Origin of the sequence: Nocardioides sp. (genome assembly GCF_047602075.1) — a bacterium.
GTDB lineage: Bacteria > Actinomycetota > Actinomycetes > Propionibacteriales > Nocardioidaceae > Nocardioides.
The window spans coordinates 948,363-972,643 of sequence record NZ_JASGIF010000001.1 but is presented as its reverse complement, the minus strand read 5'-3'; the positions used below and the strand labels follow the sequence as shown (position 1 = coordinate 972,643).

Annotated in this window: 25 protein-coding genes; 17 read left to right on the top strand and 8 right to left on the bottom strand. The window is 70.6% G+C overall.

Annotation, left to right across the window (positions count from 1 at the left end):
* Positions 1-12: 12 nt before the first annotated feature.
* The 5 genes from QM714_RS05015 to solA are packed head-to-tail and all read left to right on the top strand — an operon-like array spanning position 13 to position 5,204.
* Positions 13-1,053 carry an ABC transporter permease gene (locus QM714_RS05015; protein WP_415100983.1) on the top strand — a complete coding sequence of 347 codons (1,041 nt, stop codon included), beginning with the start codon at positions 13-15 and terminating at the stop codon, positions 1,051-1,053.
* Positions 1,050-1,976 (top strand): ABC transporter permease, encoded by a 927-nt coding sequence (locus tag QM714_RS05010; protein ID WP_415098178.1) that lies wholly within the window; start codon positions 1,050-1,052, stop codon positions 1,974-1,976. The genes QM714_RS05015 and QM714_RS05010 overlap by 4 nt, the downstream gene beginning before the upstream one ends.
* A complete protein-coding gene (locus QM714_RS05005) occupies positions 1,976-2,968 on the top strand; it encodes an ABC transporter ATP-binding protein (protein ID WP_415098176.1) in 993 nt (330 codons plus the stop codon). The genes QM714_RS05010 and QM714_RS05005 overlap by 1 nt, the downstream gene beginning before the upstream one ends.
* On the top strand, positions 2,965-4,005 hold the full coding sequence (locus tag QM714_RS05000; protein ID WP_415098174.1) for an ABC transporter ATP-binding protein: 1,041 nt from the start codon (positions 2,965-2,967) through the stop codon (positions 4,003-4,005). Before QM714_RS05005 ends, QM714_RS05000 begins: the two co-directional genes overlap by 4 nt.
* Before the next feature lie 38 nt (positions 4,006-4,043).
* On the top strand, positions 4,044-5,204 hold the full coding sequence (gene solA, locus QM714_RS04995) for an N-methyl-L-tryptophan oxidase (RefSeq protein ID WP_415098172.1): 1,161 nt from the start codon (positions 4,044-4,046) through the stop codon (positions 5,202-5,204).
* Positions 5,205-5,910: 706 nt separating this feature from the next.
* Here solA and QM714_RS04990 read toward each other — a convergent pair.
* From QM714_RS04990 to QM714_RS04980, 3 genes are read right to left on the bottom strand one after another with little or no spacing between them, the layout of a single operon-like run.
* On the bottom strand, positions 5,911-6,090 hold the full coding sequence (locus QM714_RS04990) for a hypothetical protein (RefSeq protein ID WP_415098170.1): 180 nt from the start codon (positions 6,088-6,090) through the stop codon (positions 5,911-5,913).
* Positions 6,051-6,512: a uridine kinase family protein gene (locus QM714_RS04985; RefSeq protein WP_415098168.1), complete on the bottom strand. Its 462-nt coding sequence runs from the start codon at positions 6,510-6,512 to the stop codon at positions 6,051-6,053. The genes QM714_RS04990 and QM714_RS04985 overlap by 40 nt, the downstream gene beginning before the upstream one ends.
* A gap of 1 nt (position 6,513) precedes the next feature.
* Positions 6,514-6,945, bottom strand: a complete 432-nt coding sequence (locus QM714_RS04980; protein ID WP_415098166.1) for a hypothetical protein — start codon at positions 6,943-6,945, stop codon at positions 6,514-6,516.
* Positions 6,946-6,997: 52 nt separating this feature from the next.
* On the opposite strand from QM714_RS04980, the gene QM714_RS04975 reads away from it, so the two are divergent.
* The 5 genes from QM714_RS04975 to QM714_RS04955 all read left to right on the top strand — a co-directional run bounded on the left by QM714_RS04975 (position 6,998) and on the right by QM714_RS04955 (position 10,008).
* Positions 6,998-7,516 carry an SseB family protein gene (locus QM714_RS04975; protein WP_415098164.1) on the top strand — a complete coding sequence of 173 codons (519 nt, stop codon included), beginning with the start codon at positions 6,998-7,000 and terminating at the stop codon, positions 7,514-7,516.
* Positions 7,517-7,733: 217 nt separating this feature from the next.
* Positions 7,734-8,435 (top strand): translation initiation factor IF-3, encoded by a 702-nt coding sequence (gene infC, locus QM714_RS04970; protein WP_415100981.1) that lies wholly within the window; start codon positions 7,734-7,736, stop codon positions 8,433-8,435.
* A 104-nt stretch (positions 8,436-8,539) separates the two neighbouring features.
* Complete coding sequence (locus QM714_RS04965; protein ID WP_415098162.1) at positions 8,540-8,752, top strand: large ribosomal subunit protein bL35; 213 nt, start codon at positions 8,540-8,542, stop codon at positions 8,750-8,752.
* Between the two features lie 52 nt (positions 8,753-8,804).
* Positions 8,805-9,188 (top strand): 50S ribosomal protein L20, encoded by a 384-nt coding sequence (rplT, locus tag QM714_RS04960; protein WP_415098160.1) that lies wholly within the window; start codon positions 8,805-8,807, stop codon positions 9,186-9,188.
* Positions 9,189-9,207: 19 nt separating this feature from the next.
* A complete protein-coding gene (locus QM714_RS04955; protein WP_415098158.1) occupies positions 9,208-10,008 on the top strand; it encodes a TrmH family RNA methyltransferase in 801 nt (266 codons plus the stop codon).
* 7 nt (positions 10,009-10,015) lie between these two features.
* Here QM714_RS04955 and QM714_RS04950 read toward each other — a convergent pair whose 3' ends face one another.
* A complete protein-coding gene (locus QM714_RS04950; RefSeq protein WP_415098156.1) occupies positions 10,016-11,455 on the bottom strand; it encodes an aminotransferase class I/II-fold pyridoxal phosphate-dependent enzyme in 1,440 nt (479 codons plus the stop codon).
* 90 nt (positions 11,456-11,545) lie between these two features.
* Here QM714_RS04950 and QM714_RS04945 point away from each other — a divergent pair, with 90 nt between their 5' ends.
* From QM714_RS04945 to pheT, 5 genes are all read left to right on the top strand, one after another.
* Positions 11,546-12,601 (top strand): ATP-binding protein, encoded by a 1,056-nt coding sequence (locus tag QM714_RS04945; RefSeq protein ID WP_415098154.1) that lies wholly within the window; start codon positions 11,546-11,548, stop codon positions 12,599-12,601.
* 91 nt (positions 12,602-12,692) lie between these two features.
* Positions 12,693-13,388, top strand: coding sequence for a response regulator transcription factor (locus tag QM714_RS04940; RefSeq protein ID WP_415098152.1), 696 nt, complete (start codon positions 12,693-12,695; stop codon positions 13,386-13,388).
* A gap of 8 nt (positions 13,389-13,396) precedes the next feature.
* Complete coding sequence (locus QM714_RS04935) at positions 13,397-16,054, top strand: DUF4153 domain-containing protein (RefSeq protein WP_415098150.1); 2,658 nt, start codon at positions 13,397-13,399, stop codon at positions 16,052-16,054.
* Positions 16,055-16,286: 232 nt separating this feature from the next.
* Positions 16,287-17,390 (top strand): phenylalanine--tRNA ligase subunit alpha, encoded by a 1,104-nt coding sequence (gene pheS / locus QM714_RS04930; protein WP_415098148.1) that lies wholly within the window; start codon positions 16,287-16,289, stop codon positions 17,388-17,390.
* A gap of 1 nt (position 17,391) precedes the next feature.
* Complete coding sequence (pheT, locus tag QM714_RS04925) at positions 17,392-19,887, top strand: phenylalanine--tRNA ligase subunit beta (protein ID WP_415098146.1); 2,496 nt, start codon at positions 17,392-17,394, stop codon at positions 19,885-19,887.
* A 141-nt stretch (positions 19,888-20,028) separates the two neighbouring features.
* On the opposite strand, the gene QM714_RS04920 is transcribed toward pheT, so the two are convergent.
* Positions 20,029-20,511, bottom strand: a complete 483-nt coding sequence (locus QM714_RS04920; protein ID WP_415098144.1) for a helix-turn-helix transcriptional regulator — start codon at positions 20,509-20,511, stop codon at positions 20,029-20,031.
* A gap of 686 nt (positions 20,512-21,197) precedes the next feature.
* Here QM714_RS04920 and QM714_RS04915 point away from each other — a divergent pair.
* On the top strand, positions 21,198-21,497 hold the full coding sequence (locus QM714_RS04915) for a hypothetical protein (protein WP_415098142.1): 300 nt from the start codon (positions 21,198-21,200) through the stop codon (positions 21,495-21,497).
* Positions 21,498-21,512: 15 nt separating this feature from the next.
* On the opposite strand, the gene QM714_RS04910 is transcribed toward QM714_RS04915, so the two are convergent.
* The 3 genes from QM714_RS04910 to QM714_RS04900 form a co-directional block, all read right to left on the bottom strand.
* Positions 21,513-21,758, bottom strand: a complete 246-nt coding sequence (locus tag QM714_RS04910; RefSeq protein WP_415098140.1) for a hypothetical protein — start codon at positions 21,756-21,758, stop codon at positions 21,513-21,515.
* Positions 21,755-22,240, bottom strand: a complete 486-nt coding sequence (locus tag QM714_RS04905; RefSeq protein WP_415098138.1) for a MarR family winged helix-turn-helix transcriptional regulator — start codon at positions 22,238-22,240, stop codon at positions 21,755-21,757. The genes QM714_RS04910 and QM714_RS04905 overlap by 4 nt, the downstream gene beginning before the upstream one ends.
* 78 nt (positions 22,241-22,318) lie before the next feature.
* Positions 22,319-23,113, bottom strand: coding sequence for a maleylpyruvate isomerase family mycothiol-dependent enzyme (locus tag QM714_RS04900; RefSeq protein WP_415098136.1), 795 nt, complete (start codon positions 23,111-23,113; stop codon positions 22,319-22,321).
* 72 nt (positions 23,114-23,185) lie between these two features.
* Here QM714_RS04900 and argC point away from each other — a divergent pair, with 72 nt between their 5' ends.
* Positions 23,186-24,223 carry an N-acetyl-gamma-glutamyl-phosphate reductase gene (gene argC / locus QM714_RS04895; RefSeq protein ID WP_415098134.1) on the top strand — a complete coding sequence of 346 codons (1,038 nt, stop codon included), beginning with the start codon at positions 23,186-23,188 and terminating at the stop codon, positions 24,221-24,223.
* Positions 24,224-24,281: the final 58 nt, after the last annotated feature.

The window sequence follows — 24,281 nt, the reverse complement described above, 5'->3', positions numbered from 1 at the left end:
CCGCTCGTGAGCATGGTGGTGGCCGGCGAGGCGCCGGCCACGGAGGTGACGCCGCGCAGCGGCGGCCGCGGGAAGAGCTATCCGCGCTACGTCGGCGGCAAGGTGTTGGGCTCGCTGGGCAGCCTCGCCTTCATGCTGGTGGTGAACTTCTTCCTGTTCCGGGTGCTGCCGGGGGATCCTGCTCGCACGCTCGGTCGAGGCCGGTTCACCACGCCCGAGCAGTTGGCGGAGTTCAACAAGACCCACGGCCTCGACCAGCCGCTTCTCCAACAGTTCTTCACGTTCCTGCGCAACACCTTCACCGGCGACCTGGGTATCTCGATCAAGTACAACGTGCCGGTCTCCGAGCTGATGTTGGACCGGATGTGGCCGACGCTGCTGCTGGTCGGCACCTCCACCATCCTGTCCACCGTGATCGGGATCTGGATGGGCATCCACCAGGCCTGGAAGCGGGACAGCTTCCTCGACCGCTCGACGACCGGAGCTGCGCTCACCCTCTACTCCATGCCGGAGTGGTGGCTCGGCCTGGTGCTGATCGCGGTGTTCTCCGTGGGCATCGGACCGATCCCCGGCATCTTCCCGACCGGCGGCCTCGACTCCGGCGCGGTCGGCGAAGGCGCCCTCGAGCACGGCCTGGATGTGGCCTGGCACCTCGTCCTGCCCGTGTTCACACTGACCCTGGCCTACCTGGCGGAGTACTCCCTGATCATGCGCGCCTCCGTGCTCGACGAGCTGGGCGAGGACTACCTGACTACGGCGCGCGCGAAGGGGCTGCGCGACATCCAGGTCCGCAACAACCACGCGGTGCGCAACGCCATGCTGCCGGCCACCACCGTGATCGCCCTCAACCTCGGCTTCGTGGTCAGCGGCGCGATCACCATCGAGACGGTGTTCTCCATCCCGGGGCTGGGTCTGCTCTCGACCGAGGCGCTCCAGACCCCGGACTACTGGGTCCTGCAGGGCACCTTCTTGTTCGCCTCGGGAGCCGTGATCTTCGCCAATCTGGCCGCCAACCTGCTCTACGGCCTGCTCGACCCGAGGGTTCGCTCATGACCGCGCCCACCGAGAGTCCCGTCGAGGCCGGTCGGCTCAGCAGCCGGCAGCTCAGCTGGCAACGCCGCCGCCAGGCGTTCGCGCGCGGGTGGGCAGAGTTCCGCCGGCACCGCTCGGGCATGGTCGGCCTGGGCATCATGGTCGCGTTCGTGCTGGTGGCGCTCTGCGCCCCGTTGCTGGCCAGTGCCGACGGTCTCTCGGTCACCAAGGCGACCGGCGGGGTGCTCGAGTCGCCTTCGAAGGAGTTTTGGCTCGGCACCGACGAGTCCGGTCGCTCCGTGCTGACCCTGCTGATCTGGGGCAGCCGGATCTCGCTGCTCGTCGGTCTCCTCGCGACGGTCATCTCGATGGTCATCGGCACCCTGATCGGGCTGCTCTCCGGCTACTTCACCGGCTGGGCCGGCTCGCTCCTCTACCGCTTCACCGAGTGGTTCCTGGTCATCCCGTTCCTCCCGCTGGCCATCATCTTGGCGACCGTGCTGGGCCGCTCGCTGTTCAACATCGCGCTGGTCATCGGGATCACCACCTGGCCGTCGACGGCCCTGCTGATTCGCAGCCAGACGCTCTCGATCAAGGAGCGGCCCTACCTGGAGCGAGCCCGGGTCCTCGGGGCTGGACGCGCCCACCAGATCGGCCGGCACATCCTGCCCAACGTGATGCCGATGGTCTTCGCCAACACCACTCTCACCGTGGCCGCGGCGATCCTCAGCGAGACCACGCTCAGCTTCCTCGGGCTCGGTGACCCGACCCGAGTCTCCTGGGGCACCATGCTCGACTCGGCCTACACCGTCGGTGCGATCACGACCGGATCCTGGTGGTTCTTCCTGCCGCCCGGCCTGTGCGTGGTCGCGGTCGTGCTGGCCTTCACCCTGATCGGCCGAGCGCTCGAAGAGGTCCTCGACCCACGTCTGCGAGGCCGCTGATGACCGCACCACTGCTGGAGATGCGCGACGTCGGCGTGACCTACCACTCCGGCACCAACGCGGTGCCCGCCGTCCGACACGTCGATCTCACCGTCAGCAGAGGCGAGATCGTCGGCCTCGCCGGTGAGTCCGGGTGCGGCAAGTCCACGTTGGCCAGCACTATCCTGCGCCTGCAACCCGCCTCCGCCGAGGTGACCGGCCAGGTCCTCTTCGAGGGTGAGGACGTGCTCACCATGCGGTGGGGCGACCTGCGCACCCTGCGCTGGGCAGGCGCCTCCATCGTCTTCCAGGGCGCGCTGCACTCGCTCAACCCGGTGCACCGGATCAGCCGGCAGATCGGCGAGGCGATCACGACCCACCAGCCGGCCCTCTCCGAGCAGCAGGTCGCCGAGCGAGTGGGCGACCTTCTCGAGCAGGTGGGATTGCCGCGGCAGCGTGCGTCGACGTATCCCCACCAGTTGTCTGGCGGTCAGAAGCAGCGGGTGATGATCGCGATGGCGCTCGCCTGCAACCCGTCGCTGATCGTGGCGGACGAGCCGACCACGGCGCTGGACGTGATGGTGCAGGCGCAGGTGCTCGACGTGCTGCAGCACCTGGTCCGTGAGCTCGGCGTCGGGATGCTGATCATCAGCCACGACCTCTCCGTGCTCGGGGACCTGTGCGACCGGATCGTGGTGATGTATGCCGGGCGCGTCGTCGAGACCGGCCCGGCCAAGGCTGTCTTCGGTCACCCCCTGCATCCCTATGCCGGCGCACTGTCGGCTGCGTTCCCCAAGGTCGGGGATCCGGCAGCCCGGTTCGCGCCGTCGGGGCTCCCCGGGGATCCGCCTGATCCCGCCGAGCTGCCGCCGGGCTGCTCGTTCGCGCCGCGCTGCCCCTGGGTGCTGGACAGCTGCGCTGAGGCGATGCCCGCGTTGGAGTCCTACGAAGGAGGCAGGCTGGCCGCCTGCTTCCGGGTGGGCGAGGACCGGGAGACGGTGAGCTTGCCATGAACGCCCCAGAGGTGAACCCGCACAGTGGCGCGCTCGAGGCCGACGGCCTCGTGGTGGAGTTCACGACTCGTTCGGGTGACATCGCGCGGGCCCTGGACGGCGTCGACGTGATCGTTAGGCCCGGCGAGGTGCTCGCCCTGGTGGGGGAGTCCGGCTCGGGGAAGACCACCCTGGCCCGCACCATGCTGGGCCTTGAGCGCCCGACCGCAGGCGAGGTCCGCTTCGACGGCACGCCTCTCAACTACTCCATCTCCGGGCTCCGTGCACTGCGTCGCCGCGTGCAGATGGTGCTCCAAGACGCCTCGTCGTCGCTGAATCCACGGCACACCGTCTACGACTCGGTGGCCGAGGGGCTCCGACTGCACGGGCTGGACACCAGTGATCCCCAGGGTCGGACCGAGGCCGAGCAGGTCGCGGCCGCGCTGGCCTCGGCTGGTCTGCGACCTCCGGAGTCGCTCTTCCTGCGCTATCCCTACGAGCTCTCCGGTGGGCAGCGCCAGCGGGTGCTCATCGCCGGTGCGTTGGCGCTCCAGCCGGAGCTGCTGATCGCCGACGAGCCGGTGTCCTCGCTGGATGCGTCCATCCGGGGCGAGATCCTGGCGCTCTTGCTGAAGTTGCGCGACCAGATGGGCCTCGGCGTCCTGGTGGTGACCCACGACCTCGGTCTGGCCTGGAACATCGCCGACCGGATCGCGGTGATGTATCTGGGCCGCGTGGTCGAGTCCGGGCCTACCGAGGAGGTGCTGGCCCGCCCCAAGCACCCCTACACCCAGGCGCTGCTTTCGGTGGTCCCCGAGATCGACGAGCTCGCCCCGGTCGTGCTGACCGGCGAGATCCCCGACCCGACCCGGATCCCCGGTGGCTGCCGCTTCCACCCGCGGTGCCCGGCGCTCCAAGGCGGCTTCGCCGAGGCTGTCGGCGTGGCGACCATGTGCACGACCGTGGATCTGCCGCTCATCCCACCCGATGTCGACGGCCATCATGTGGCGTGCCATCTGCCGCAGCGGGTGGCCACCGAGGACCTTGCCGATGTTTGAGGGGCCGATGTCTGAGGGGCCGATGTCTGAGAGAGCCGATGTCTGAGACCTTCGACTACGCCGTGGTCGGACTGGGAGCGCTAGGCTCCGCGACGGCGTACCAGCTGGCCCTGCGCGGCCACCGTGTGATCGGGCTCGAACAGTTCCCGCTGGGCCACGACCGAGGCGCCTCGCACGACACCTCCCGGATCCTGCGGCACAGCTATCACACACCGACCTACGTGCGGCTGACCTGTGAGGCGTACGACGACTGGGCGGCGCTCGAGGACGACGCGGGGGAGTCGTTCGTGACGGTGGTCGGCGGTCTCGACCTGTTCCCGCCCGATCCGGCGATCCCGATGGGCGACTACACCGAGTCCCTGACCGCGGTGGGCATCGAGCACGAACTGTTGTCGGTCGCCGAGGTGAGGGAGCGGTGGCCGCAGTTCGTCCTCCCCGAGGGCACCGTGACGCTCTACCAGTCGCGCGGCGCGATCGTGCCGGCGGCACGCGGGACTGCGGCGATGCAGCGGCTCGCCGCTGACCGCGGAGCAGTGCTGCGCGACTCCACCCCGGTGACCGCTCTGCGCGACCTGGATGACTCGGTGGAGGTGGAGACGGCCGACGCGACGTACTCCTGCGGGGCCGTCGTGGTGTGCGCCGACGCGTGGACGAACCATCTGTTGGGCTGCCTCGACGCGGCCATCCCGCTGACCACCACCTTGGAGCAGGTCACCTACTTCGGTCCCGCCGACCCGGTGCGGTTCGGGCCGGAGGTGCTGCCGCTGTGGATCTGGATGGACGAGCCGTCGTTCTACGGATTCCCCTGCTACGGCGAGGAGACGATCAAGGCCGCGCAGGACTGCGGTGGTCCCGCGGTCGACCCCGACCAGCGTGGCTTCGACCCCGACCCGGCGATGCTGGATCTGTTGGCTCGGCATGTGCAGACGATGCTGCCCGGCTCCGGCGAGCCGCTCCGCTCACGTCGCTGCCAATACACGCTGACCCCGGACCGCGACTTCGTGATGGCCCCCGTGCCCGGCCACGAGCGCGTCGTCGTCGGCCTCGGCGCCGCCCACGGCTTCAAGTTCAGCCCCACCTTCGGCCGGATCCTCGCCGACCTGGCCACCGACGGCTCGACGCCGTCGGACATCGCTCCGTTCGGCTTCGACCGCCCCGGACTCACCGACCCGGATTTCGAGGCGAACTGGATGGTCTGAGCTGCGTTGGTCGGCCCCTTCAGGTGCCGACCGGCAGAGCAGCGAGGCCGGTGAGCACTGCCGTTGGTCCGGGCCGCGCGCCGGGTTGCTGGCCGTCGGTGGTGGCGATCGATAGGCAGCGATGGCGGGTGAGCGCTCGCCGTGGCCGGGGTTGTCGGCCGGGTCGCTGGTGGTCGGTGGTGGCGACCGACAGAGCAGCGACCACGGGTGAGCGCCGCCATCGGTCGGGGTTGCTGTCCGGGTTGCTGGTGCTGCCTGGCTCTTCCGCGGCGGGGTGTCTGCTGCGGTGTTGTTGCGTCTGCCGCGGTCCTATGGTGGCAAAGTGGCCTGTATACCGGGTCCTCAGCCACCACAGCACCGCGGGAGATGGGGCAGGGCCACCACAGCACCGCAGAAGACGGGCACCAGGGCCCACAAGGGCGCGGGAGACGGACTCCGGCAGGTCGAGGTGTTGCGGTTTGGGCCCAAACGGCAACGAAACCGCGATCCGACATGCGGTTTGGGCCCAAACGGCGTACCCCATCCCGGGGCCGACGCCGGTCACGTTCCCAGCCGTCACACGCGTTGCTGCTTCATCAAGATAAGTGGACGAAGCGTCACTCCCCATGGCGCATACGCAATGAGAAGTGCAGGCCCACCCAGATACCTTGAGAAAGCAGCGACAGGAGTGACCACCGAGGCCAGCATCCCAGCCGACCCCTCCGGATCAGCAGAGCTGCGCGGGGGTGGCGCCGGTGCCGTCCACGAGGATGTCGGCGCGTTCCGCGGTGCGGTGGGCGGTGAACAACTTGGCCTCCGACTCTCGCCAGGTCAGCCAGTCGGCGCGCATGGACTCGCCGTCCCGCTCTACGCCACGGGCCAGCCGTAGGTCGGCGGGTGCCTCCACCCAGACCAGGGTGGTGATCGCATCGGCGAGAGCTGGAGCGACCCGGAGCCGACGCCTTCGATGACGAGCAGCGGGACCGGGTCGACGTGGTGCTCTTCGGCCCACCGGTGGGCAAACCAGTCCCAGCGTCGATAGGACCCCGTCCGTCCGTCGAGCAGCGGGTCGATGATCCCGCCCCGGATCCGGGTGGCCACGTCACCGAGGCCCGCCCAGCCTTCGTACATGTCGTCCATGTGCAGCAGGCGCACACTCGTCACCCGGCGTCGGGCGACCCTGGCGATCGCCTCGCCCAACGTGGTCTTGCCCGAGCCAGCGGGTCCGTCGACGCAGATCAGCCGGCCGGCGCCGAGCGTCGGCGCACATCCGAGGGCGTGATCGAGCACCACCGCGGCATCGCGCGCGATGTCAGGTGAGGTCGGCATCTCAGGTGATCCCGCGTTTGCGCAGGAGCGCCTCGATCTCGGCCATCTCGGGGTCTACGGGGTCGACGGCGGGCGGCCGCGACCCGAGCGTGGACGGGTTCTGGCCAGGGGCGACCGAGCGACCGGGCGTGTCCTTCTTGCGCCCGCCCAGCACGAACAGGCCGGCGGAGACGGCCAACAGCAGGAGGCCGAGCCACACCATCGGCGCGAAGACCAGGCGGGAGGCCCACTGGGTGATCACGTCGGCGATCCGCACGAGCAAGGTGAGGGTGCCGGTGAAGAGCAGTCCGAAGGGGAGCAGCACGAACGCCACTCCGCGCAGCGCCGCACGACGAGCTCCGCGACGGAGGGCGAAGAACGTCCAGATCCCGGCGACGGTCGCCATCGAGATGGCCAGCGCCCACATGATCGGATTCGCCGCGTAGTAGCCCACGCTCCCAGGGTGTCACACCGACCCGAAGCGGGCCGGTGAGAGGATCGGGCGCGTGCCTGCCGCCAGCGCTGATCCGGACCCCGACACCGGTGCCGTGCCACCCGAGGTGGCGGCGGCGCTGACCGCGCACGCGGCGGCCGGTGACACGGCGACGTATGGCGCCGCCCTCGCTGCGCTGGCCGACTCCCGGCTGCTGCTGGCGATGGTCGAGGTCCCGGCCGACTCGCTCGCTGAGCACGATCAGGGACACGATCAGGGGCACGGTCACGGTCACCGGAGTACGGCGATGGCGGCAGTCTCCATCCAGCGGGGCGACGGACGGCGCGGGCTGTTGGCGTTCACCGGCCTCGAGCCGTTGGCCCGGTGGGACGGGACCGCCCGACCACTTCCGGTCGCCACCCGCGAAGCCGCGGAGACCGCGGTGCGAGACGGCGCCGCCGCGCTGCTGGTCGACCTGGCCGGTCCGGCCCGCCTGGTCGTCGAGGGCGATGACCTGGCCGCGCTCGCCGCCGGATGGACTGCGGGCCGGGTGGGCGAGCACGGAGTCTGGATTCGGCCGGCGGCGGAATGATCCGATAGCATGCAGCGTTGACCGATTCAGCCCTGGGAGACCAGGGCGGATCACGCAAGCGGGGACAGGCTCGAATCGTCTCCCACCCGCATCGACCGACTCAAGGTCGTCGGGTCAGGTCCATGAGGGCTTAGCCCTGGCCTCCGCTTGCGCCAGCGGAGGCCTTTTGTGTTCGGGCACGTGACGAACTCGACCGGGCCTCCAAAACACCAGACACCTGGCACCAGGAGGACACATCAGCACAGAGCTGCGTATCAACGACCGGATCCGCGTTGCCGAGGTCCGGTTGGTCGGACCCAACGGTGAGACGGTGGGCATCGTCTCGACGGGCGATGCTCTCAAGCTCGCCCAAGAGGCCGACCTGGATCTCGTCGAAGTTGCGCCGACGGCTCGTCCGCCGGTCTGCAAGCTCATGGACTACGGCAAGTTCAAGTACGAAAACGCCCAGAAGGCCCGTGAGGCACGCCGCAACCAGACCAACGTGATCATCAAGGAGATGAAGCTCCGCCCGAAGATCGACCAGCACGACTACGAGACCAAGAAGGGTCACGTCGTGCGGTTCCTGCGAGCGGGCGACAAGGTCAAGATCACGATCATGTTCCGTGGTCGCGAGCAGCACCGGCCCGAGTTGGGCTTCCGGCTGCTGCAGCGGCTGGCGGAGGACGTCGACGAGTTGGGCTTCGTGGAGTCCGCGCCCAAGCAGGACGGCCGCAACATGATCATGGTGCTCGGCCCGCACAAGAAGAAGGCCGAGGCCAAGCTCGAGGCCAAGGCCGCCAAGGAAGAGCGCGCCGCCGAGCGAGCAGCGGTCGAGGCGGAGGAGAAGGCCGAGCGGACCGCCGCCAACGCTGCCCACCAGGTCGCACCGAAGAAGGAGCGCCGGCGCTCCGAGGCGCTCGATCCGGAGATCGAGGCCTAACCAGCTTCCGTCCTGGCGGATACACCAGACAGAGACACCCAAGGCGGCGCAGCACTTGCCGCGCCGTACCAGTAGAACGCGACGAAACGCGGAGAGAGACGAAGATGCCGAAGAACAAGACTCATTCGGGCGCCAAGAAGCGCTTCAAGGTCACCGGGACCGGCAAGGTCCGGCGCCTCCAGGCCGGTCGGAAGTCGGGCGCTGCCTTCGCGTCCGCTCCGACGACGGGCAGCCGTCGCAAGCACCGCCGCAACGTGGGTGAGGTCGACCTGGCGAAGGCCGACGTCCAGCGCGCCAAGAAGATGCTGGGTCGCTGACCCGAGCCTCTCGACCACCCTTACCCGTCTTCAGCATCAAGGAGAATTACCCATGGCACGCGTCAAGCGGGCAGTGAACGCCCAGAAGAAGCGCCGGACCACCCTCGAGCGCGCCAGCGGCTACCGCGGCCAGCGCTCGCGCCTGTACCGCAAGGCCAAGGAGCAGGTCACCCACTCGCTGGTCTACAGCTACAACGACCGCCGCAAGAACAAGGGCAACTTCCGTCGTCTGTGGATCCAGCGGATCAACGCCGCTGCCCGCGCCAACGGGATGACCTACAACCGGTTCATCCAGGGCCTCAACCTGGCCGGTGTCGAGGTCGACCGCAAGATCCTCGCCGACCTGGCCGTCAACGACGAGGCCGCCTTCGCGGCCCTGGTCGAGACCGCCCGCCAGGCTCTCCCCGAGGACGTCAACGCCCCGGCCGCGTCCTGACCCTGATCGGCAAGTCCGGATGGCCGACTTGCTGACCGCGCGCAGCGGTCGGATCAGGGCGGCTGCCCGGCTCGCCGATCGCCGCGCCCGGCGAGAGGCCGGTCGGTTCCTCGTCGAGGGGCCTCAGCTGCTCGCCGAGGCGTGCGCCGTCCCAGGCGCGGTCCAAGAGGTCTACGCGACTCCCGAGGCATCGGAGCGGTACGCCGACCTGCGCGCCGCCGCCCCGGTGCCGTGGCAACTTGCGGACGACCGTGCGCTGGCAGCGCTGTCGGACACCGTCACCCCCACCGGGCTGGCGGCGGTCTGCTCCTCGGCCGGCGTGCTGCATGACCTGGAGACCGCCGTCGACGCGGGGGCGCGCCTGGTCGCGGTCTGCGCCGACGTCCGCGACCCGGGCAACGCCGGCACCGTGATCCGGTGTGCCGACGCAGCCGGAGCCGACGCGGTCGTCTTCGCCGGCCACAGCGTCGACCCGCTCAACGCCAAGTGCGTGCGCGCCAGCGTCGGCAGTCTCTTCCACCTGCCGCTCGCGGTGGTACCCGAGGTGGCGGAGGTCCTCTCTTTTCTACGCGGTCGCGGTCTGGCGGTTCTTGCCGCCGACGGAGCGGGCGAGATCGACCTGTTCGCCGCGGAAGAGCTGCTCACCGCTCCTACAGCCTGGCTCTTCGGCAACGAGGCTTGGGGGCTGCCCCCCGACACCGCAGCCCTGGCCGACCACCGCGTCCGCATCCCCATCCTCGGCCGCGCCGAGAGCCTCAACCTGGCCACCGCTGCCGCGGTCTGCCTCTACGCGACCGCCCGCGCCCACCAGGGCCAGTGACGTCCCGTCAGGGGGATGCGACCACCTGGACGGTGGCAAGGGTGGGATCGGCGGCGTAGGCGATCCGGACACCGGAGTCCTGGGCGGCGCGGAGCGCGGTCAAGACTCCGTCGGTGATCTGCTCGCCGGGGGAGAGGACCGGGACACCAGGGGGATAGGGAGCCACCAGCTCGGCGCTGGCCCGCCCCTCCGCTTGCGCGAGCGGCACGGTCTCGCGGGGGCCGAAGAAGGCCTCGCGAGGGCTGACCAGCACCACCGGGTCGACCGACCAGGCGGCCGCGCTGACCACGGACCGGGGTGTGCCGCGGTGCTTCTCGACCAGCTCGACCAGCGTGTCGCCCAGGATGCCGAGCGTGCGGGCGTCGTCGGCGAGAGAGACGATCGGCACCAGCGTGTCCCGGTCGGCCATCTCCAGCGGCATCCCCCGCGCGATCAGGTCGGCCTCGACGGCATTCCCGTCGGCGCCGGTGTCGGAGAGCAGCACGGTCACCTTGAGCGGGTCGACGCCAGGCCCGTCGAGCACGGTCAGCCCAGAGACGTCATTCAGCCTGGCCCGCAGCCGGGCGACCTCCTCGATCAGTGGGCGGAGCAGTTCGGCACCGTCCCGCTGCAAGAGGGCACGGGAGGCGTCGATGCTCGCCAGGATGGTCCCCGAGGGACTGGTGGTGTGACCGGCGTCGAACGCCGCCTCGAACCGGGCCGGATCGATCCGGCCCGACCGGGCCAGCACCAGCGCGCCCTGCGACCAGGCGGGCAGCGTCTTGTGCGCGCTGGTCACCAGGGCGTCCGCCCCGAGCGCGAGTGCGTGGGGTGGCAGATTGGGATGGAAGCCGAAGTACGCCGCCCAGGCGGCATCCACCACCAACGGCGCATCGTGGTGGTGCGCCACCTCGGCCAGGGCCGAGACGTCGCCGCGCGTGCCGACGTACGACGGATCTCCGATCAGCACGGCGGCCGCGTCGGGTGCGCGATCGAAGGCCTCGGCCAAGGCCGTCGGAGTGACGCCCAGCGGCACCCCGAGGATGGGGTCCACGTCGGGCCGAACCCAGACCGGCTCGAGGCCGGCCAACACCAGTCCGAGCAGGAGTGATCGGTGCAGGGTGCGCCCGACGATGACCCGCCGCCCGGGTGCCGCGACGGCAAGCGCGAGTGCCTGGTTGCCATGGGTGGAGCCGGCCAGCGAGAAGCGACACAGGTCGACACCCCACGCGCGGGCGGCCAGCGCCTCGGCTTTGGCGAGCAGCTCGGGCGCGTGTTTGACGCTGCCCAGCGCTCCGAAGAGTGGGATGTCGGCGGCGACGACATCGCCGACCAGGTGGGTGCGGTACTTGTGGCCCGGGATGGTGAACGGGGCCCCCGCGGGATCGTTGCCCCCGGACTCGCAGAAGCGCAGCCAGGCATCGAGGAGCGGTGCGTCCTCGCGCAGGTGACGCGGGTCGGTCGGCATCGGCGGTCCTGGGGCTCGGGGACGCTCATTGTGTCATCGGGCCCGTCAGCCTCCGTCGTCGCGAAGGTCCCTGCCTCTACAGTGCTGTGCGTGGCCGAGCCCCAGCCGAGCGGACTCCAGTTCTTCGCCGACGCGCACCCCGACGGGGTCGTCGGTGCGGATATCACCGGGACGGTCACCGTGATCAACGAGACGGCGGCCCGGATGTTGCGCAGCAGCGTCGGCGAGGCGGTCGGGGCGCCTCTGGGTGAGGTGCTCACCCTGCAGGACAGCCATGGTCGCACCTGGCTCGAGCACAACCGACCGTTCGATTCGATCAACATCCGCACCGGGATCCCCGAGCAGGCCTGGCAGCTGCCGGACGGCACCGAGGTGCTGGTGACAGCCCGACTGGTGCGCCGCGAGCCGCTCGGGGAGCTGCTCGGCGTGGGTGTCGGCCTTCGCAACGGTCGCGGCCGGGCCCGCCTGGATCGGGAGCGGTCCGACCTGGTGGCCACGGTCGCCCACGAGCTGCGCTCGCCGCTCACCGGCGTCAAGGGCTTCGTGCAGGCGATGTTGAACCGGTGGGACAAGCTCAACGACGAGCAGAAGAAGCTGATGCTCACCACCGTCAACGTCGACGCCGACCGGCTCAGTCGGTTGATCGCCGAACTGCTCGACGTGGCCCGGATCGACACCGGCCGGCTCTCGCTCTACCCACGACCCGTCGACGGTGCCGTCCTGGTCTCGCGAGTGGTGGAGTCCGTGCGTGCGGGCACCGCGCGGACCATCGAGTACGACGTCGCGGAGGACCTGCCCGAGATCTCGGCCGACCCGGACAAGTTCACCCAAGTCGTCACCAACCTGGTGGAGAACGCCGTCCGACACGGTGACGGAACCGTCCGAGTCGGCCTCTCTCCGAGGTCCCCGGAGGCCGACGGGGTGGTGTTGACCGTGGACGACGAGGGCGACGGCATCGCGCCGGAGATCCGGCGCCGGATCTTCACCAAGTTCTGGACCGGCGGCGTGAGCGGTGGCTCGGGGCTGGGCATGTACATCGTGCACGGCCTGACCCGCGCCCACGGCGGAGACGTCGAGATCGACGACGCACCCGGCGGCGGTGCCCGGGTGCTGGTGAGCTGGCCGGCCGCCGAGCCGGACGCCTGAGTCTCCGCGCTTTGCGCTCTCGGGCAACCTGCACAGAACCTTCACGAGTCGTCCGGGCGTTCTCCGGACTGCGCTCCCTAGGGTGAGACCCGTGCCCATCGACCCGCCGCGCCGTCACCTCCTCGTCGTCGAGGACGAACCGGCGATCAACGACAGCGTCACGCGTCGGCTGGAGGCGGAGGGCTACGCGGTGACCCAGGCCTGGGACGGTCCCGGCGCCGTGGCGGCGGCAGCCGAGGAGACCCCGGACCTGGTCGTGCTGGACGTGATGCTGCCGGGATACGACGGCCTCGAGGTCTGCCGACGCCTCCAACAGCACCGCCCGATCCCGGTGCTGATGCTGACCGCGCGAGACGACGAGGCCGACATCCTGGCCGGCCTGGCTGTCGGCGCCGACGACTACCTCACCAAGCCGTTCGGACTGCGGGAGCTGGTCGCGCGGGTGGCTGCGCTGTTGCGACGGGTCGAGCGGGCCACCGAGCTGGCCGGCCGCTCGGCCAGGGTGCTGCAGGCCGGCACGGTCACCATCGACACCGGCACCCGGCGGGTCACCGTGGAGGACCAGCAGGTGCACCTGACGCCGACCGAGTTCGACCTGCTCGCCTGCCTGGCCGCCGCCCCCGGCCAGGTGCTCGCCCGGGATCGCTTGTTGGCCGAGGTGTGGGACTGGCCCGACGCCACCGGCACCCGCACCGTCGACAGCCACATCAAGGCGCTGCGCGCCAAGATCGGCGCCGACCGGGTGCGCACGGTGCACGGGGTGGGCTATGCCCTCGAAGTCCGATGAGCAGTCCGATGAGCAGTCCGATGAACGATCCCGCGGTGGAGGGCGACTCCGCCTCGACGACCGCGGCCACGCCGCTCGCGCCGTTCCGCTCCCTCAAGCTCAAGCTCGGTCTGCTGGTGGCGGCCAGTGCCACCGTCGCCGCCGTGATCGGCACCATCGGCGCCGGCGGAGGGGTCGCACCGTGGCTGGCCATCCCGGTCACCATCGCGCTGGCCCTCGGCGTCACCCAGCTGCTCGCGGTGGGCATGACGGCTCCGTTGCGGGAGATGACTCTCGCGACCAGGCGGATGGCGTCGGGTGACTACTCCATCCGCGTCACCGAGACCGCCCGCGACGAGGTCGGTGACCTGGCTCGCGCCTTCAACACGATGGCCGCCGACCTGGCGTCGGTCGACCAGCAGCGGCGCGAGCTGGTGGCGACGGTCGCCCACGAGGTGCGCACGCCGCTCACCGCGCTCAGCCTCCGCCTCGAGAACCTCACCGACGGGATCGAGCCGGTCACCCCGGAGGCGTTGGACGCGCTGCTCGGTCAGACCCGCCGGCTCAGTGGTCTGGTCGCCGACCTGCTCGACCTGTCGCGGGTGCAGGCGGGGCTGCGTCCGCTCGACCTCGCCGAGGTGCCGGTGCTGGGCCTGCTCACCGAGGTGGTGGCCGAGCTCACTCTCCCCAGTCGTGCGGTCCAACACTCGATCGAGGTCCGCCCCGGAGACCTCACCGTGCGCGCTGACCCGGCTCGTCTCCGGCAGCTGCTGACCAACGTGTTGGAGAACGCGGCCCGGCACAGCCCGACGGACGCGGTCGTGTCCGTGCGGGCCGAAGCCACTGCGAACGGTTGGCGGTTGACGGTGTCCGACCGGGGGCCCGGCATCGCGCCGGAGGATCGAGAGCGTGCCTTCGAGAGGTTCGGAACCCTCGGCCGACTTGATGGGAGCCGATCTGATGGGGGCCGATCCGACGGAGGCGGCACCGGGCTCGGCCTGGCCATCGCGCGCTGGGTGGCCGAGCTGCACGGCGGGAGCATCAGATTCGTCGATCCCCCGGCCGGTGCGCCCGGCGCACGCCTGCTCCTGGAGATGCCCGCCGAGCCGAGCGTCACCAAGGAGAGACCCGTGCCACACACGGTCGCACCGACGCCCCCTCCGTCGACCCTGTCCCTGCCAATCGCGCCTCCGGTGACAGAGAGGCTCCCACCGCCCGCCATGGAGGTGCTGTTCGGTGCGTTCTGGCCGGAGCGTGAGCTGCCGGCGCGGCGGTTCATCATGGTGGCCGCGATTGGCGGCGGTGTGCTGGCCGCCCTCCTGGTCGCGCCCCAGATCCTCGGGTTGGGCGCCTGGCTGGTGCTCGCCGCCTGCGGGGCCACCGTGCTCTACGCCGCTCGCGACCGCCGAGACCCATTCATGCTCGGCAGCGCCGCGCTCTGCGCGCTGCTGGCCTCGACTACCGTGCTTCGTGACGCCGAGTGGATCGGCGTGCTCTGCCTGCTGGCCGGTGCGGGTCTGCTTGCGGCCGCGGTCACCCGAGCGCGGACGGTGCCGGGGTTCGTGGTGGCTGCCATCAGCTGGCCGCTGGCCGGGCTGCGCGGCCTGCCCTGGCTCGGCCGGGTCGCCACCGGCGTCACCAGGTCGGGCCGCGGTCCAGCCGTGGTGCGCACTGCCGTGCTGTCCGCCGCCGGGGTGCTCGTGTTCGGCGCCCTGTTCGCCTCGGCGGATGCGCTGGTCGCCCACTGGGTCGACATGGTGCTGCCGGACTGGAACAGCGACTCGCTGGTCTGGCGCACGTTCACCGCCGTCTTCGTCGGCGGCGTCGTGCTGGCGGCGTCGTACCTTGCCATGAACCCGCCCGCCGTCGACCGCCCCAACGCCGGCGTACGCCGCCCGGCGCGGCGCCGATTCGAGTGGCTGGTGCCGGTCGTGCTGATCGAGGCCGTCTTCGTGGTCTTCCTGCTGGCGCAGGTGGCGGAGGTCTTCGGCGGCGACAGCTACGTGCGGCACACGACCGGGCTGACCTACTCCGAATACGCCCATCAGGGTTTCTGGCAGCTCGTGGTCGGCACCCTGCTCACCCTGGCCGTGGTCAGCGCGGCCAATCACAAGGCTTCCGTCGAGACAGCCATCGACCGCCGCTGGCTGCGCGGCGTGTTGGGGGTGTTGTGTGTGCTGGCACTGGTGGTCGTCTGGTCCGCGCTGCACCGGATGTCGGTGTACGACGCGGCATACGGCTTCACCCGGACCCGCCTGCTGGTCTGGGTCTTCGAAGGCTGGCTGGGGCTGGTCATCCTTGGTGTGGCCGCCGCGGGGGCACCTCTACGCGGAGGATGGCTGCCCCGGTTCGCGCTGCTCACCGGGGCCGCGGCACTGGCGGGTCTGGCACTGCTCAACCCCGACGCCTGGATCGCCCAGCACAACCTGGACCGCTACCAGGCCACCGGCAAGCTCGACTGGGTCTACTTGCAGGGGCTTTCGGCCGACGCCGTGCCGGTCATCATGGAATCGATGCCCGAGCTTCCCGCCGAGGTGGGCGCCTGCGCCGTACCCGACGTCCACCGCACCGGATGGCGAGCCTGGACCTGGGGTCAGCGCCGCGCGCTCGCAGCGCTCGACGCGCACTCAGCGGACCCAGGCAGCGTCTGCACGTCACGGATGCTGATCGTGACGAGCGGAGACTGATCGCTGCGCTGCTCACAACCAGGTGGCGGCGCCGCTTCGGCGGGCGTAGCCTGCCGCTGTGGCGTGCGCACAACGATTTCGCTGCCCCGGACCGGTGACGGGTCCGGGGTCCGCCACGCCGCGCTGACGTCGTCGTCGCGCACCGGACATCCGACCGCGCCCGGTCCGGGGAGCAGCCCCTCCCGACTGCCCACCTAGAATCTGCGGGTCTGCCCGCACACGAGAGGCTCCCATGTCCGGACCAAACACCGACTACGACCCGGTCCAGGTGACCCCGCTGGCCGCCGCCGAGGTCGAGGCCATGCGGGACGCGGCGCTCGCCGCGATCGCGGCGGCCGGTGACCTCGACCAGCTCAAGCAGGTTCGGCTGGAGCACGCGGGCGACCGTTCTCCGCTGGCGCTGGCCAATCGCGAGATCGGCGCCCTGCCACCCGCGGCCCGCAAGGAGGCCGGCCAGCGCGTCGGCCAGGCGCGTGGCGCGGTCAACCAGGCCCTCGCCGAGCGCACCGCCATCCTCGAAGCCGAGCACGAGGAGCGGATGCTGGTCGAGGAGACCGTCGACGTCACCTTGCCGGTCGACCGCACCCCGCGCGGTGCCCGCCATCCGATCACGATGGGCTCCGAGCTGATCGCCGACGTGTTCGTCGCGATGGGCTGGGAGGTGGCCGAGGGCCCGGTCATCGAAGCGGAGTGGCTGAACTTCGACGCGCTCAACCTGGGGCCGGACCACCCCGCGCGCACCATGCAGGACACGTTCTGGACCGAGCCTGCCGAGCAGCACGTCGTGCTGCGCACGCACACCTCGCCGGTCCAGGCGCGCACCATGCTGACCCGGACCCCGCCGATCTACGTGGTCTGCCCTGGACGGGTCTTCCGCACCGACGAGTACGACGCCACTCACTCACCGATGTTCCACCAGGTAGAAGGGCTCGTCGTCGACGAGGGCATCACCATGGCCCACCTGAAGGGGTCTCTCGACCACTTCGCCGCCGCGATGTTCGGTGAGGGGATCGACACACGGTTCCGGCCGTCGTACTTCCCCTTCACCGAGCCCAGCGCCGAGGTGGACCTGCGCTGCTTCGTCTGCCGAGGCGCGGCCGGAGCGGTGGAGACCTGCCGCACCTGCAAGGGTGAGGGCTGGATCGAGTGGGGCGGCTGTGGCGTGGTGAACCCGCGCGTGCTGGTCGCCTGCGGCATCGACCCGGAGCGCTACACCGGGTTCGCGTTCGGGATGGGCATCGACCGCACCTTGATGTTCCGCCACGGCATCACCGACCTGCGCGCGTTCTTCGAGGGCGACGTGCGGTTCTCCTCGGCATTCGGAAGCGAGCTGTGAGATGAAGGCGCCCCTGTCCTGGATGCGGGAGTACGTCGACCTGCCGGCCGACGTGCCCACCGACGAGCTCGCCCACCGCCTCACCGCGCTCGGCCTGAAGCTGGAGGCGCTGGAGCGCCCGGGTCACGACGTCAGTGGTCCGCTGGTGGTCGGCCGCGTGCTCACCATGGAGCCCGAGCCGCAGAAGAACGGCAAGACCATCAACTGGTGCACCGTCGATGTCGGTGACGCCAACGGCACCGGCGAGCCGCAGGGCATCGTCTGCGGCGCGCACAACTTCAAGCCGGGTGATCTGGTCGTGGTGATCCTGCCGGGCGGCGTGCTGCCGGGGAACTTCGAGATCTCCGCGCGGAAGACCTACGGCCACATCTCCGCCGGGATGATCTGCTCGTCCCGCGAGCTCGGGCTCGGCGACGACCACGACGGCATCATCGTGCTCCCCGAGGGCTTCGGGGGGCCGGGTGAGGACGCCATCCCGCTGCTGCACCTCCGCGACGAGGTGATCGAGTTCGAGATCAACCCGGACCGGGCCTATGCGATGTCCTTGCGCGGCGTCGCCCGCGAGGCCGCATTGGAGTACGCCGTCCACGGCGACGGCGTACCCTTCCGCGACTCGGCCCTCCGCGACACGCCAACGCCCGACGCGGAGGGCTACCCCGTGCTCGTGGACGATCCGACGGGCTGCCCGGTCTTCGTGGCCAGGACCGTGGTCGGCTTCGACCCGTCCGCGCCGACGCCGGCCTGGATGGCGCGCCGGTTGACGCTGGTTGGCCAGCGGCCGATCTCGCTGGCGGTCGACGTGACCAACTACGTCATGTTCGAGATGGGGCGACCCATCCACGGCTACGACCTCGACAAGCTGCGGGGGCCGATCCGGGTCCGTCGAGCGGCAGCGGGGGAGCGGCTCACCACCCTCGACGGTGCGGACCGCGAGCTCTCGACCGAGGACCTCGTCGTCACCGACGACTCCGGCATCATCGGCCTCGGCGGCGTGATGGGCGGCGAGACCACCGAGATGTCGGACTCGACCACCCGTGTGCTCATCGAGGCGGCCCACTGGGACCCGGTGTCGATGTTCCGCACCGGCCGCCGCCACAAGCTGACCTCCGAGGCCGGCAAGCGCAACGAGCGTGGGGTCGACCCGACGATCTGCGAGGCCGCCGCCGACCGGGTGGCCGAGCTCCTCACGACCTACGGGGGTGGCACGGTCGAGGCCGGGGTGACCGTCGTCGGCACGCCGCCGCCGCCCGCCACGATCGTCATCGACGCCGGCCTGCCGGCTCGGATCACCGGCCTGGAGATCAGCGCCGAAACGGTCGTCGCCGACCTGGTGGCGATCGGCTGCGAGGTCGTCGTGGACGGCGACCAGATCACCGCGACAGTCCCGCCCTGGCGGCCCGACCTGACCGACCCCTTCGACCTGGTCGAGGAGGTGGCCCGGATCGTCGGCTACGCCAACGTCCCGTCCGTGCTGCCCCCGGCTCCCGCCGGTCGCGGGCTGACCCGCGAGCAGCGGCTGCGTCGCAGGGTCGGGCGTGCGCTGGCCGGCGCGGGCTTCGTCGAAGTGGTCAGCTTCCCCTTCGTCGGGCAGGCCGACCTCGATGCGCTGGGGCTCGACGAGGCCGACGAGCGGCGCACCGTCCTCACCCTGGCCAACCCGCTCTCGGCTGAGGAGCCGGCGATGACCACTACGCTGCTGCCGGGTCTGCTCAGGGCCGCCGCTCGCAACACCGGTCGTGGTCTGCCCAATGTCGCGCTCTTCGAGACCGCGACGGTGACCTTGCCGCACGCCGGCGGTCCGGCGCCGATCCTGCCCGTGGACCGGCGACCGACCGAGGGTGAGCTGGCGGACCTGGACAAGGCGCTGCCTGCCCAGCCCTGGCACCTCGGTGTGGTGGTCTGCGGCGAGTGGGACCGCTCCGGCTGGTGGGGTGAGGGCCGCCCGGCGGGCTGGGAGGACGCGGTCGCCGCCGTGCGTGACGTGGCGGATGCGCTCGACGTCCCGGTCGAGGTGCGCGCGGCTGCCCGCGCGCCCTGGCACCCGGGCCGCTGCGCGGAGTTCGTCGCCGGCGACGTGGTGCTCGGCCACGCCGGTGAGCTGCACCCGAAGGTCTGCGCTGCCTTCGGCGTCGCGCCGCGGAGCGCGGCCGCCGAGGTCGATCTCGACAAGCTGCTCGCGCTCGCGGTCGACGTGGTCCGCGGCCCCGAGCTGTCGCCTTACCCCGTGGCCCGCGAGGACGTCGCCCTCGTTGTCGACGACACGGTGACCGCGCTCGAGCTCGAGGCCGCGCTGCGCGACGGCGCCGGTGAGCTGTTGGAGTCGGTGCGCCTGTTCGATCTCTACACCGGCGACCAGGTCGGGGAGGGCAAGAAGTCGCTGGCCTTCCGGCTCCGCTTCCGTGCCCCCGACCGCACCCTCACCGTCGAGGAGACCTCCGCCGCCCGGGACGCCGCCATCGCGGTCGCCGCCGACCGCTGCGGCGCCGTCCAGCGCTGAGCCAGACTGGATCCTGGCCCGTCTGGTGCGCGGTTGTGGGTGCTGAGTGTCCAGCAGACCGGGTACTCAGCACCCATAGGGGCGCGGGAGCCGCAAGAAGAGCGCAGCAGAGCAGGACGGTGTCGCCCAGGTGACCACCAGTCACCGCCTGACAGTGCCGAGGGCGCGGGCGAGGAGCTCGCCTCGACTGCGCACGGAGGTCTTGGCGAAGATCGCCCGCAGGTGATCCTGGACGGTGAGCTCGGTGATGCCGAGCGCGCGGGCGGTGGTGCGGGTGTCTGCGCCCGTCGCTACCTGATGCAACACGTCGGTCTCGCGGCCGGTCAGGGCGTGCGATCGGGCGAACAGATCCAACCGGTCCGAGGCAGAGGTGAGCTCGATCGTCACGGCGATGTCGCTGATCGAGGCGGGGATGTTCGAGGACATCCGGGCAGCACTCAGAGTGAGCCAGACACCGTCGCCGACATGGGTCCGCACCGTCGCCTCCGCGGGATCGACCCCTTCCTCGCGACTGAGTAGTTGGGCCGCGACGTTGTAGGCGCTGGCGGGGATGCTGCTGCCGGCGTCGGGCGAGGGCAGCAGCCGGTCGAGATATCGGTGAGCGGCGTCGGTGACCGAGAGCACCCGAAGCTTCCGGATCGAGTAGGACGACGGCCGAGCCGGGATGATCGCGGGGGATTGTGTCGAGACCGAAACTGGCGGCTGCTCGCTCGCGGAGCGCGACGACCAGATCCGGTGTCAGCAGCGAGAGCATTCGGAGCTCCTCCTCGGCGAACGGTGCAGACCCGATTCGCCAGAGGTCGACGAAGCCCCAGCAGCCGTATCGGTCACGCAGCACCAGGGAGGCGATGTCGGTGACATCGTGATGTCGAAGGAGCTCGCGCCACATCAGGCTCGCAGCCAGGTCACCTTGTGCGGTCGCTGCGAGGGCTACGGCTTGCCCCATCGACAAGGAGGTCCACCGGTTCACCCGGGTGCGGTACTTCAAGCCGATCAGGCGAGGCAGCAACTCCTGTGGGAGCGGCCCGACGTCGGCAAGCGGCGCGGTGCCGACGGCGGTTCGCGGATCGGTGAGCAGCCACACGTAGGCCTCGAAAGGGATCCGAGCACGGATCTCCTGGAGGATCGTGGAGCGCATCGCGCGGTCGTCGAGACCGGCACGGGTCACCTCACGCACTCGGCGCAGCAGGAGCGGACCAGCGGACGCGGTGACCACGAGTCATCGTAGAGCGCCATCCCAGGTTCTCGGGATGGCTGCGGTCGACCACACCGACCTACCGTGTGGACGTCTTCAGGGAAGGAGCGGACCCATGGCCACTTTGCAGATTGAGCACGCGATCACCGACTTGGACGTCTGGATCACGGCATTCGGTCGATTCGAGCAGGGTCGCGTGGACGCGGGCGTCCGAGGACAGCGGATCTGCCAGGTGAGCAATGCGCCGCACGTCCTGGTCATCGAGCTGGACTTCGACGATGCCGAGGCAGCGGCTCGTTTCGAGGGCTTCTTGCGCACGCAGGTCTGGTCCTCGCCCGACCGGGCGCCGGCACTGGTGGGCAGCCCCGAGACTCGCATCCTCGAGCCGATCGACATCGCCCGCGCAACGTCATAGCGAGCGGTCGCCCGGCTACTTGCCGGCGGCGGCCACGCGGGGGTGGTCCTGCCAGGCGGGCATCGTCGCCATGTAGGCGAGCGTCGCGGCCTCGAGCTCTTCGCGGGTGGAGTCTGGCTCGCGGCGCGCCTGCCAGGAGACCATCCGCTCGAAACGCTCGTCGAAGGACTGGAGGTTGCCCTCGGCGTCGGTGCAGTAGCCGCAGTAGCGCCCGGTTTCGATGGGCATGTCGCAGCTCTCGCAGGATGTCGTGCTGGTCATCGTTCGTCCTTTCGGTCGGAGTGGGGCGGGGGATCGTCGTGGTGGCGGGCCAGCCCGTGCCGGGCCGCGGGAGCGGCGAGCAGGGCACGCAGCCCTCGGAAGAGGCCGGCACGTTCGTCGTCGGTCAACCCGGCCAGTGCGGGGTTGAGCAACTCCGTCGAAAGCACCCGACGGTCCGCGGCAAGCCGGTCGAAGCCCGTCGGCGTCAGCCAGACCAGCGTGCGGCGGCGGTCGGCCGGATCGGCCTCACGCTCCAGCAGCCCCTTGTCTTCGAGCTGGCTCACGATGTCGCTTACGACGGACTGGGCACGGTCCAGGTGCGCGGCAGCCTCGCCGATCGTGACGGGTCCGCTCAGCCCGAGATGGGTCAGCACCGCCCGCGAGGCCGCGGTCAGCTCCGAGTGCTTCCGATCGCGTCGGTGGAAGGTCAGATAGACGCTCTGGAAGACCCGGTCGAACTCTTCGGCCTCGGTGCTGGTCACCAGTCCAGCCAACGCCCCCGGTGATGCATCGTCAATCCCGATGCATTCCGGCTCCGCCGGCCGTGCGCGCGAGCCGCATTAGTCGATGGGGTGGTGGACGGCAGCGCGGAAGTGGTCGACCATGGCCAGGTCCCCGGCCAGCTGGATCTCGTCACCGGGCCCGCGCCGCCAGAGCCGGGCAAGCAGCTGGGCGGCGGTGCCGCCGATGACGGCGTCCGGCTCCTCACCCGGGTCGGACACGACGTGGATGTCGTCCTCGTGATACTCCACGCCCTCGGGGTCGGTGCCGTCGAAGTGGCCGAGCTGCACCCACACCGACTGGTCGACGTCGATCAGGTCCACCCGCACGTAGTGGGGGAGCGGGGAGAAGGTCCCCCAGGGCGGGCAACCGCCGTACATCACGTCGAGGATCTCGTCGACGCCGTCGGCCGCCAACCGGGGATCGATGGACGCATGGTCGACGCCCGCGGCAATCTCCGCGTCCAACCGGTGGATCAGCGCCTCGTGCGCCTGCCGCCGGAAGGTGAAGCCCACCGTCTGCTCCGTCGACCACGTCCATGCCGGGTCGGCGGGCGGGGCGCCCTCCAGCGCGGCGACGAGTCGCCCGGAGGCGTCGTCGAAGGCGGCCAGCAGGTCGGCATAGTCGGTGGGGCGCTCGGGCTCGGAGTACTCCTCCGGCGGCGCCGGCCGGTGGGTGACGACGTACGCCCAGAAGTCGTGCACCGTGGTGAGGTGCCACAGCAAGTCGGCAGCGTCCCAGGCCGGGCAGGTCGGCACGGCGGCGGCCGGGTCGCAGCTGGCGAGCACCTCGCGGAAGCGAGCGGACTCCGAGCGCAGGTGAGCGAGGTAGTCGTCGAAGCTGAGACGAGTCATCCCCGCAACCTACCGTCCAAGCCCGACAGCCTCCGACCCGGTTCGCCTAGGCATGCAGCAATATGTATAGTCATGCACATGGCTGGATTCTCCGTGGCGGTCGCGGGCGCGAGTGGGTACGCCGGTGGCGAGGCACTGCGACTCCTGCTCGGCCACCCCGAGGCCCGGATCGGCGCGCTCACCGGCGGCTCCAACGCCGGTGAGCGACTGGGTGTCCTGCAGCCGCACCTGCTGCCGCTGGCCGACCGCGTGCTCGAGCCGACCAACGCGGACACCCTCGCGGGTCACGACATCGTCGTGCTCGCGCTCCCACACGGCCAGTCCGGTGCGCTGGCGACGGAGCTCGGCGACGACACGGTTGTGATCGACTGCGGCGCCGACTTCCGGCTGACCGACCCGAGCGCCTGGGCACGGTTCTACGGCAGTGAGCATCCAGGCACCTGGCCCTACGGCCTGCCCGAGCTGCCCGGCCAACGGGCCGTGCTCACCGGAGCGCGCCGGATCGCGGTGCCGGGGTGCTACCCCACGGTCTCCTCGCTCGCCCTGGTTCCCGCGGTCGCGGCAGGCCTGGTCGAGCCCGACATCGTCGTGGTCGCGGCCAGCGGCACCTCCGGTGCGGGGAAGTCGGCCAAGTCGCACCTGCTCGGCAGCGAGGTGATGGGCAACGCCTCGGCCTACGGAGTCGGCGGCGTCCACCGGCACACCCCGGAGATCGTGCAGAACCTGTCCGCGGTCGCCGGCGCACCGGTCGCGGTCAGCTTCACGCCGCTGCTGGTCCCGATGTCGCGCGGGATCCTGGCCACCTGCTCGGCACCGGTCGTCGCGGGCGTCACCGCCGAGAGCGCGTACGACGCCTATGCCGCGGCCTACGCCGACGAGCCGTTCGTGCACGTCCTCCCGCCAGGACAGTGGCCGCAGACCAAGGCGGTGCTGGGCTCGAACGCCCTCCACCTGCAGGTCACCGTCGACGAGGCGGCCGGTCGACTGGTCGCCGTCGGTGCCGTGGACAACCTCGCCAAGGGCACGGCCGGCGCCGCCGTGCAGTGCCTCAACCTTGCCCTCGGCCTCCCGGAGACGACCGGCCTGAGCACGGTGGGACTCGCGCCATGAGCCGACGACGACGCTGACCCGACCGCCGCCCCAGCCGACCCGACTTCGAGAAGAGATC

What these genes read in the sequence shown, in the direction of transcription:
- QM714_RS05015 (WP_415100983.1), top strand. Translation starts at nt 13, where the DNA reads ATGGTGGTGGCCGGCGAGGCGCCGGCCACGGAGGTGACGCCGCGCAGC.
- QM714_RS05010 (WP_415098178.1), top strand. Translation starts at nt 1,050, where the DNA reads ATGACCGCGCCCACCGAGAGTCCCGTCGAGGCCGGTCGGCTCAGCAGC.
- QM714_RS05005 (WP_415098176.1), top strand. Translation starts at nt 1,976, where the DNA reads ATGACCGCACCACTGCTGGAGATGCGCGACGTCGGCGTGACCTACCAC.
- QM714_RS05000 (WP_415098174.1), top strand. Translation starts at nt 2,965, where the DNA reads ATGAACGCCCCAGAGGTGAACCCGCACAGTGGCGCGCTCGAGGCCGAC.
- solA (WP_415098172.1), top strand. Translation starts at nt 4,044, where the DNA reads ATGTCTGAGACCTTCGACTACGCCGTGGTCGGACTGGGAGCGCTAGGC.
- QM714_RS04985 (WP_415098168.1), bottom strand. Translation starts at nt 6,512, where the DNA reads ATGCCGACCTCACCTGACATCGCGCGCGATGCCGCGGTGGTGCTCGAT.
- QM714_RS04965 (WP_415098162.1), top strand. Translation starts at nt 8,540, where the DNA reads ATGCCGAAGAACAAGACTCATTCGGGCGCCAAGAAGCGCTTCAAGGTC.
- rplT (WP_415098160.1), top strand. Translation starts at nt 8,805, where the DNA reads ATGGCACGCGTCAAGCGGGCAGTGAACGCCCAGAAGAAGCGCCGGACC.
- QM714_RS04955 (WP_415098158.1), top strand. Translation starts at nt 9,208, where the DNA reads ATGGCCGACTTGCTGACCGCGCGCAGCGGTCGGATCAGGGCGGCTGCC.
- QM714_RS04950 (WP_415098156.1), bottom strand. Translation starts at nt 11,455, where the DNA reads ATGCCGACCGACCCGCGTCACCTGCGCGAGGACGCACCGCTCCTCGAT.
- QM714_RS04935 (WP_415098150.1), top strand. Translation starts at nt 13,397, where the DNA reads ATGAGCAGTCCGATGAACGATCCCGCGGTGGAGGGCGACTCCGCCTCG.
- pheS (WP_415098148.1), top strand. Translation starts at nt 16,287, where the DNA reads ATGTCCGGACCAAACACCGACTACGACCCGGTCCAGGTGACCCCGCTG.
- pheT (WP_415098146.1), top strand. Translation starts at nt 17,392, where the DNA reads ATGAAGGCGCCCCTGTCCTGGATGCGGGAGTACGTCGACCTGCCGGCC.
- QM714_RS04915 (WP_415098142.1), top strand. Translation starts at nt 21,198, where the DNA reads ATGGCCACTTTGCAGATTGAGCACGCGATCACCGACTTGGACGTCTGG.
- QM714_RS04910 (WP_415098140.1), bottom strand. Translation starts at nt 21,758, where the DNA reads ATGACCAGCACGACATCCTGCGAGAGCTGCGACATGCCCATCGAAACC.
- QM714_RS04900 (WP_415098136.1), bottom strand. Translation starts at nt 23,113, where the DNA reads ATGACTCGTCTCAGCTTCGACGACTACCTCGCTCACCTGCGCTCGGAG.
- argC (WP_415098134.1), top strand. Translation starts at nt 23,186, where the DNA reads ATGCACATGGCTGGATTCTCCGTGGCGGTCGCGGGCGCGAGTGGGTAC.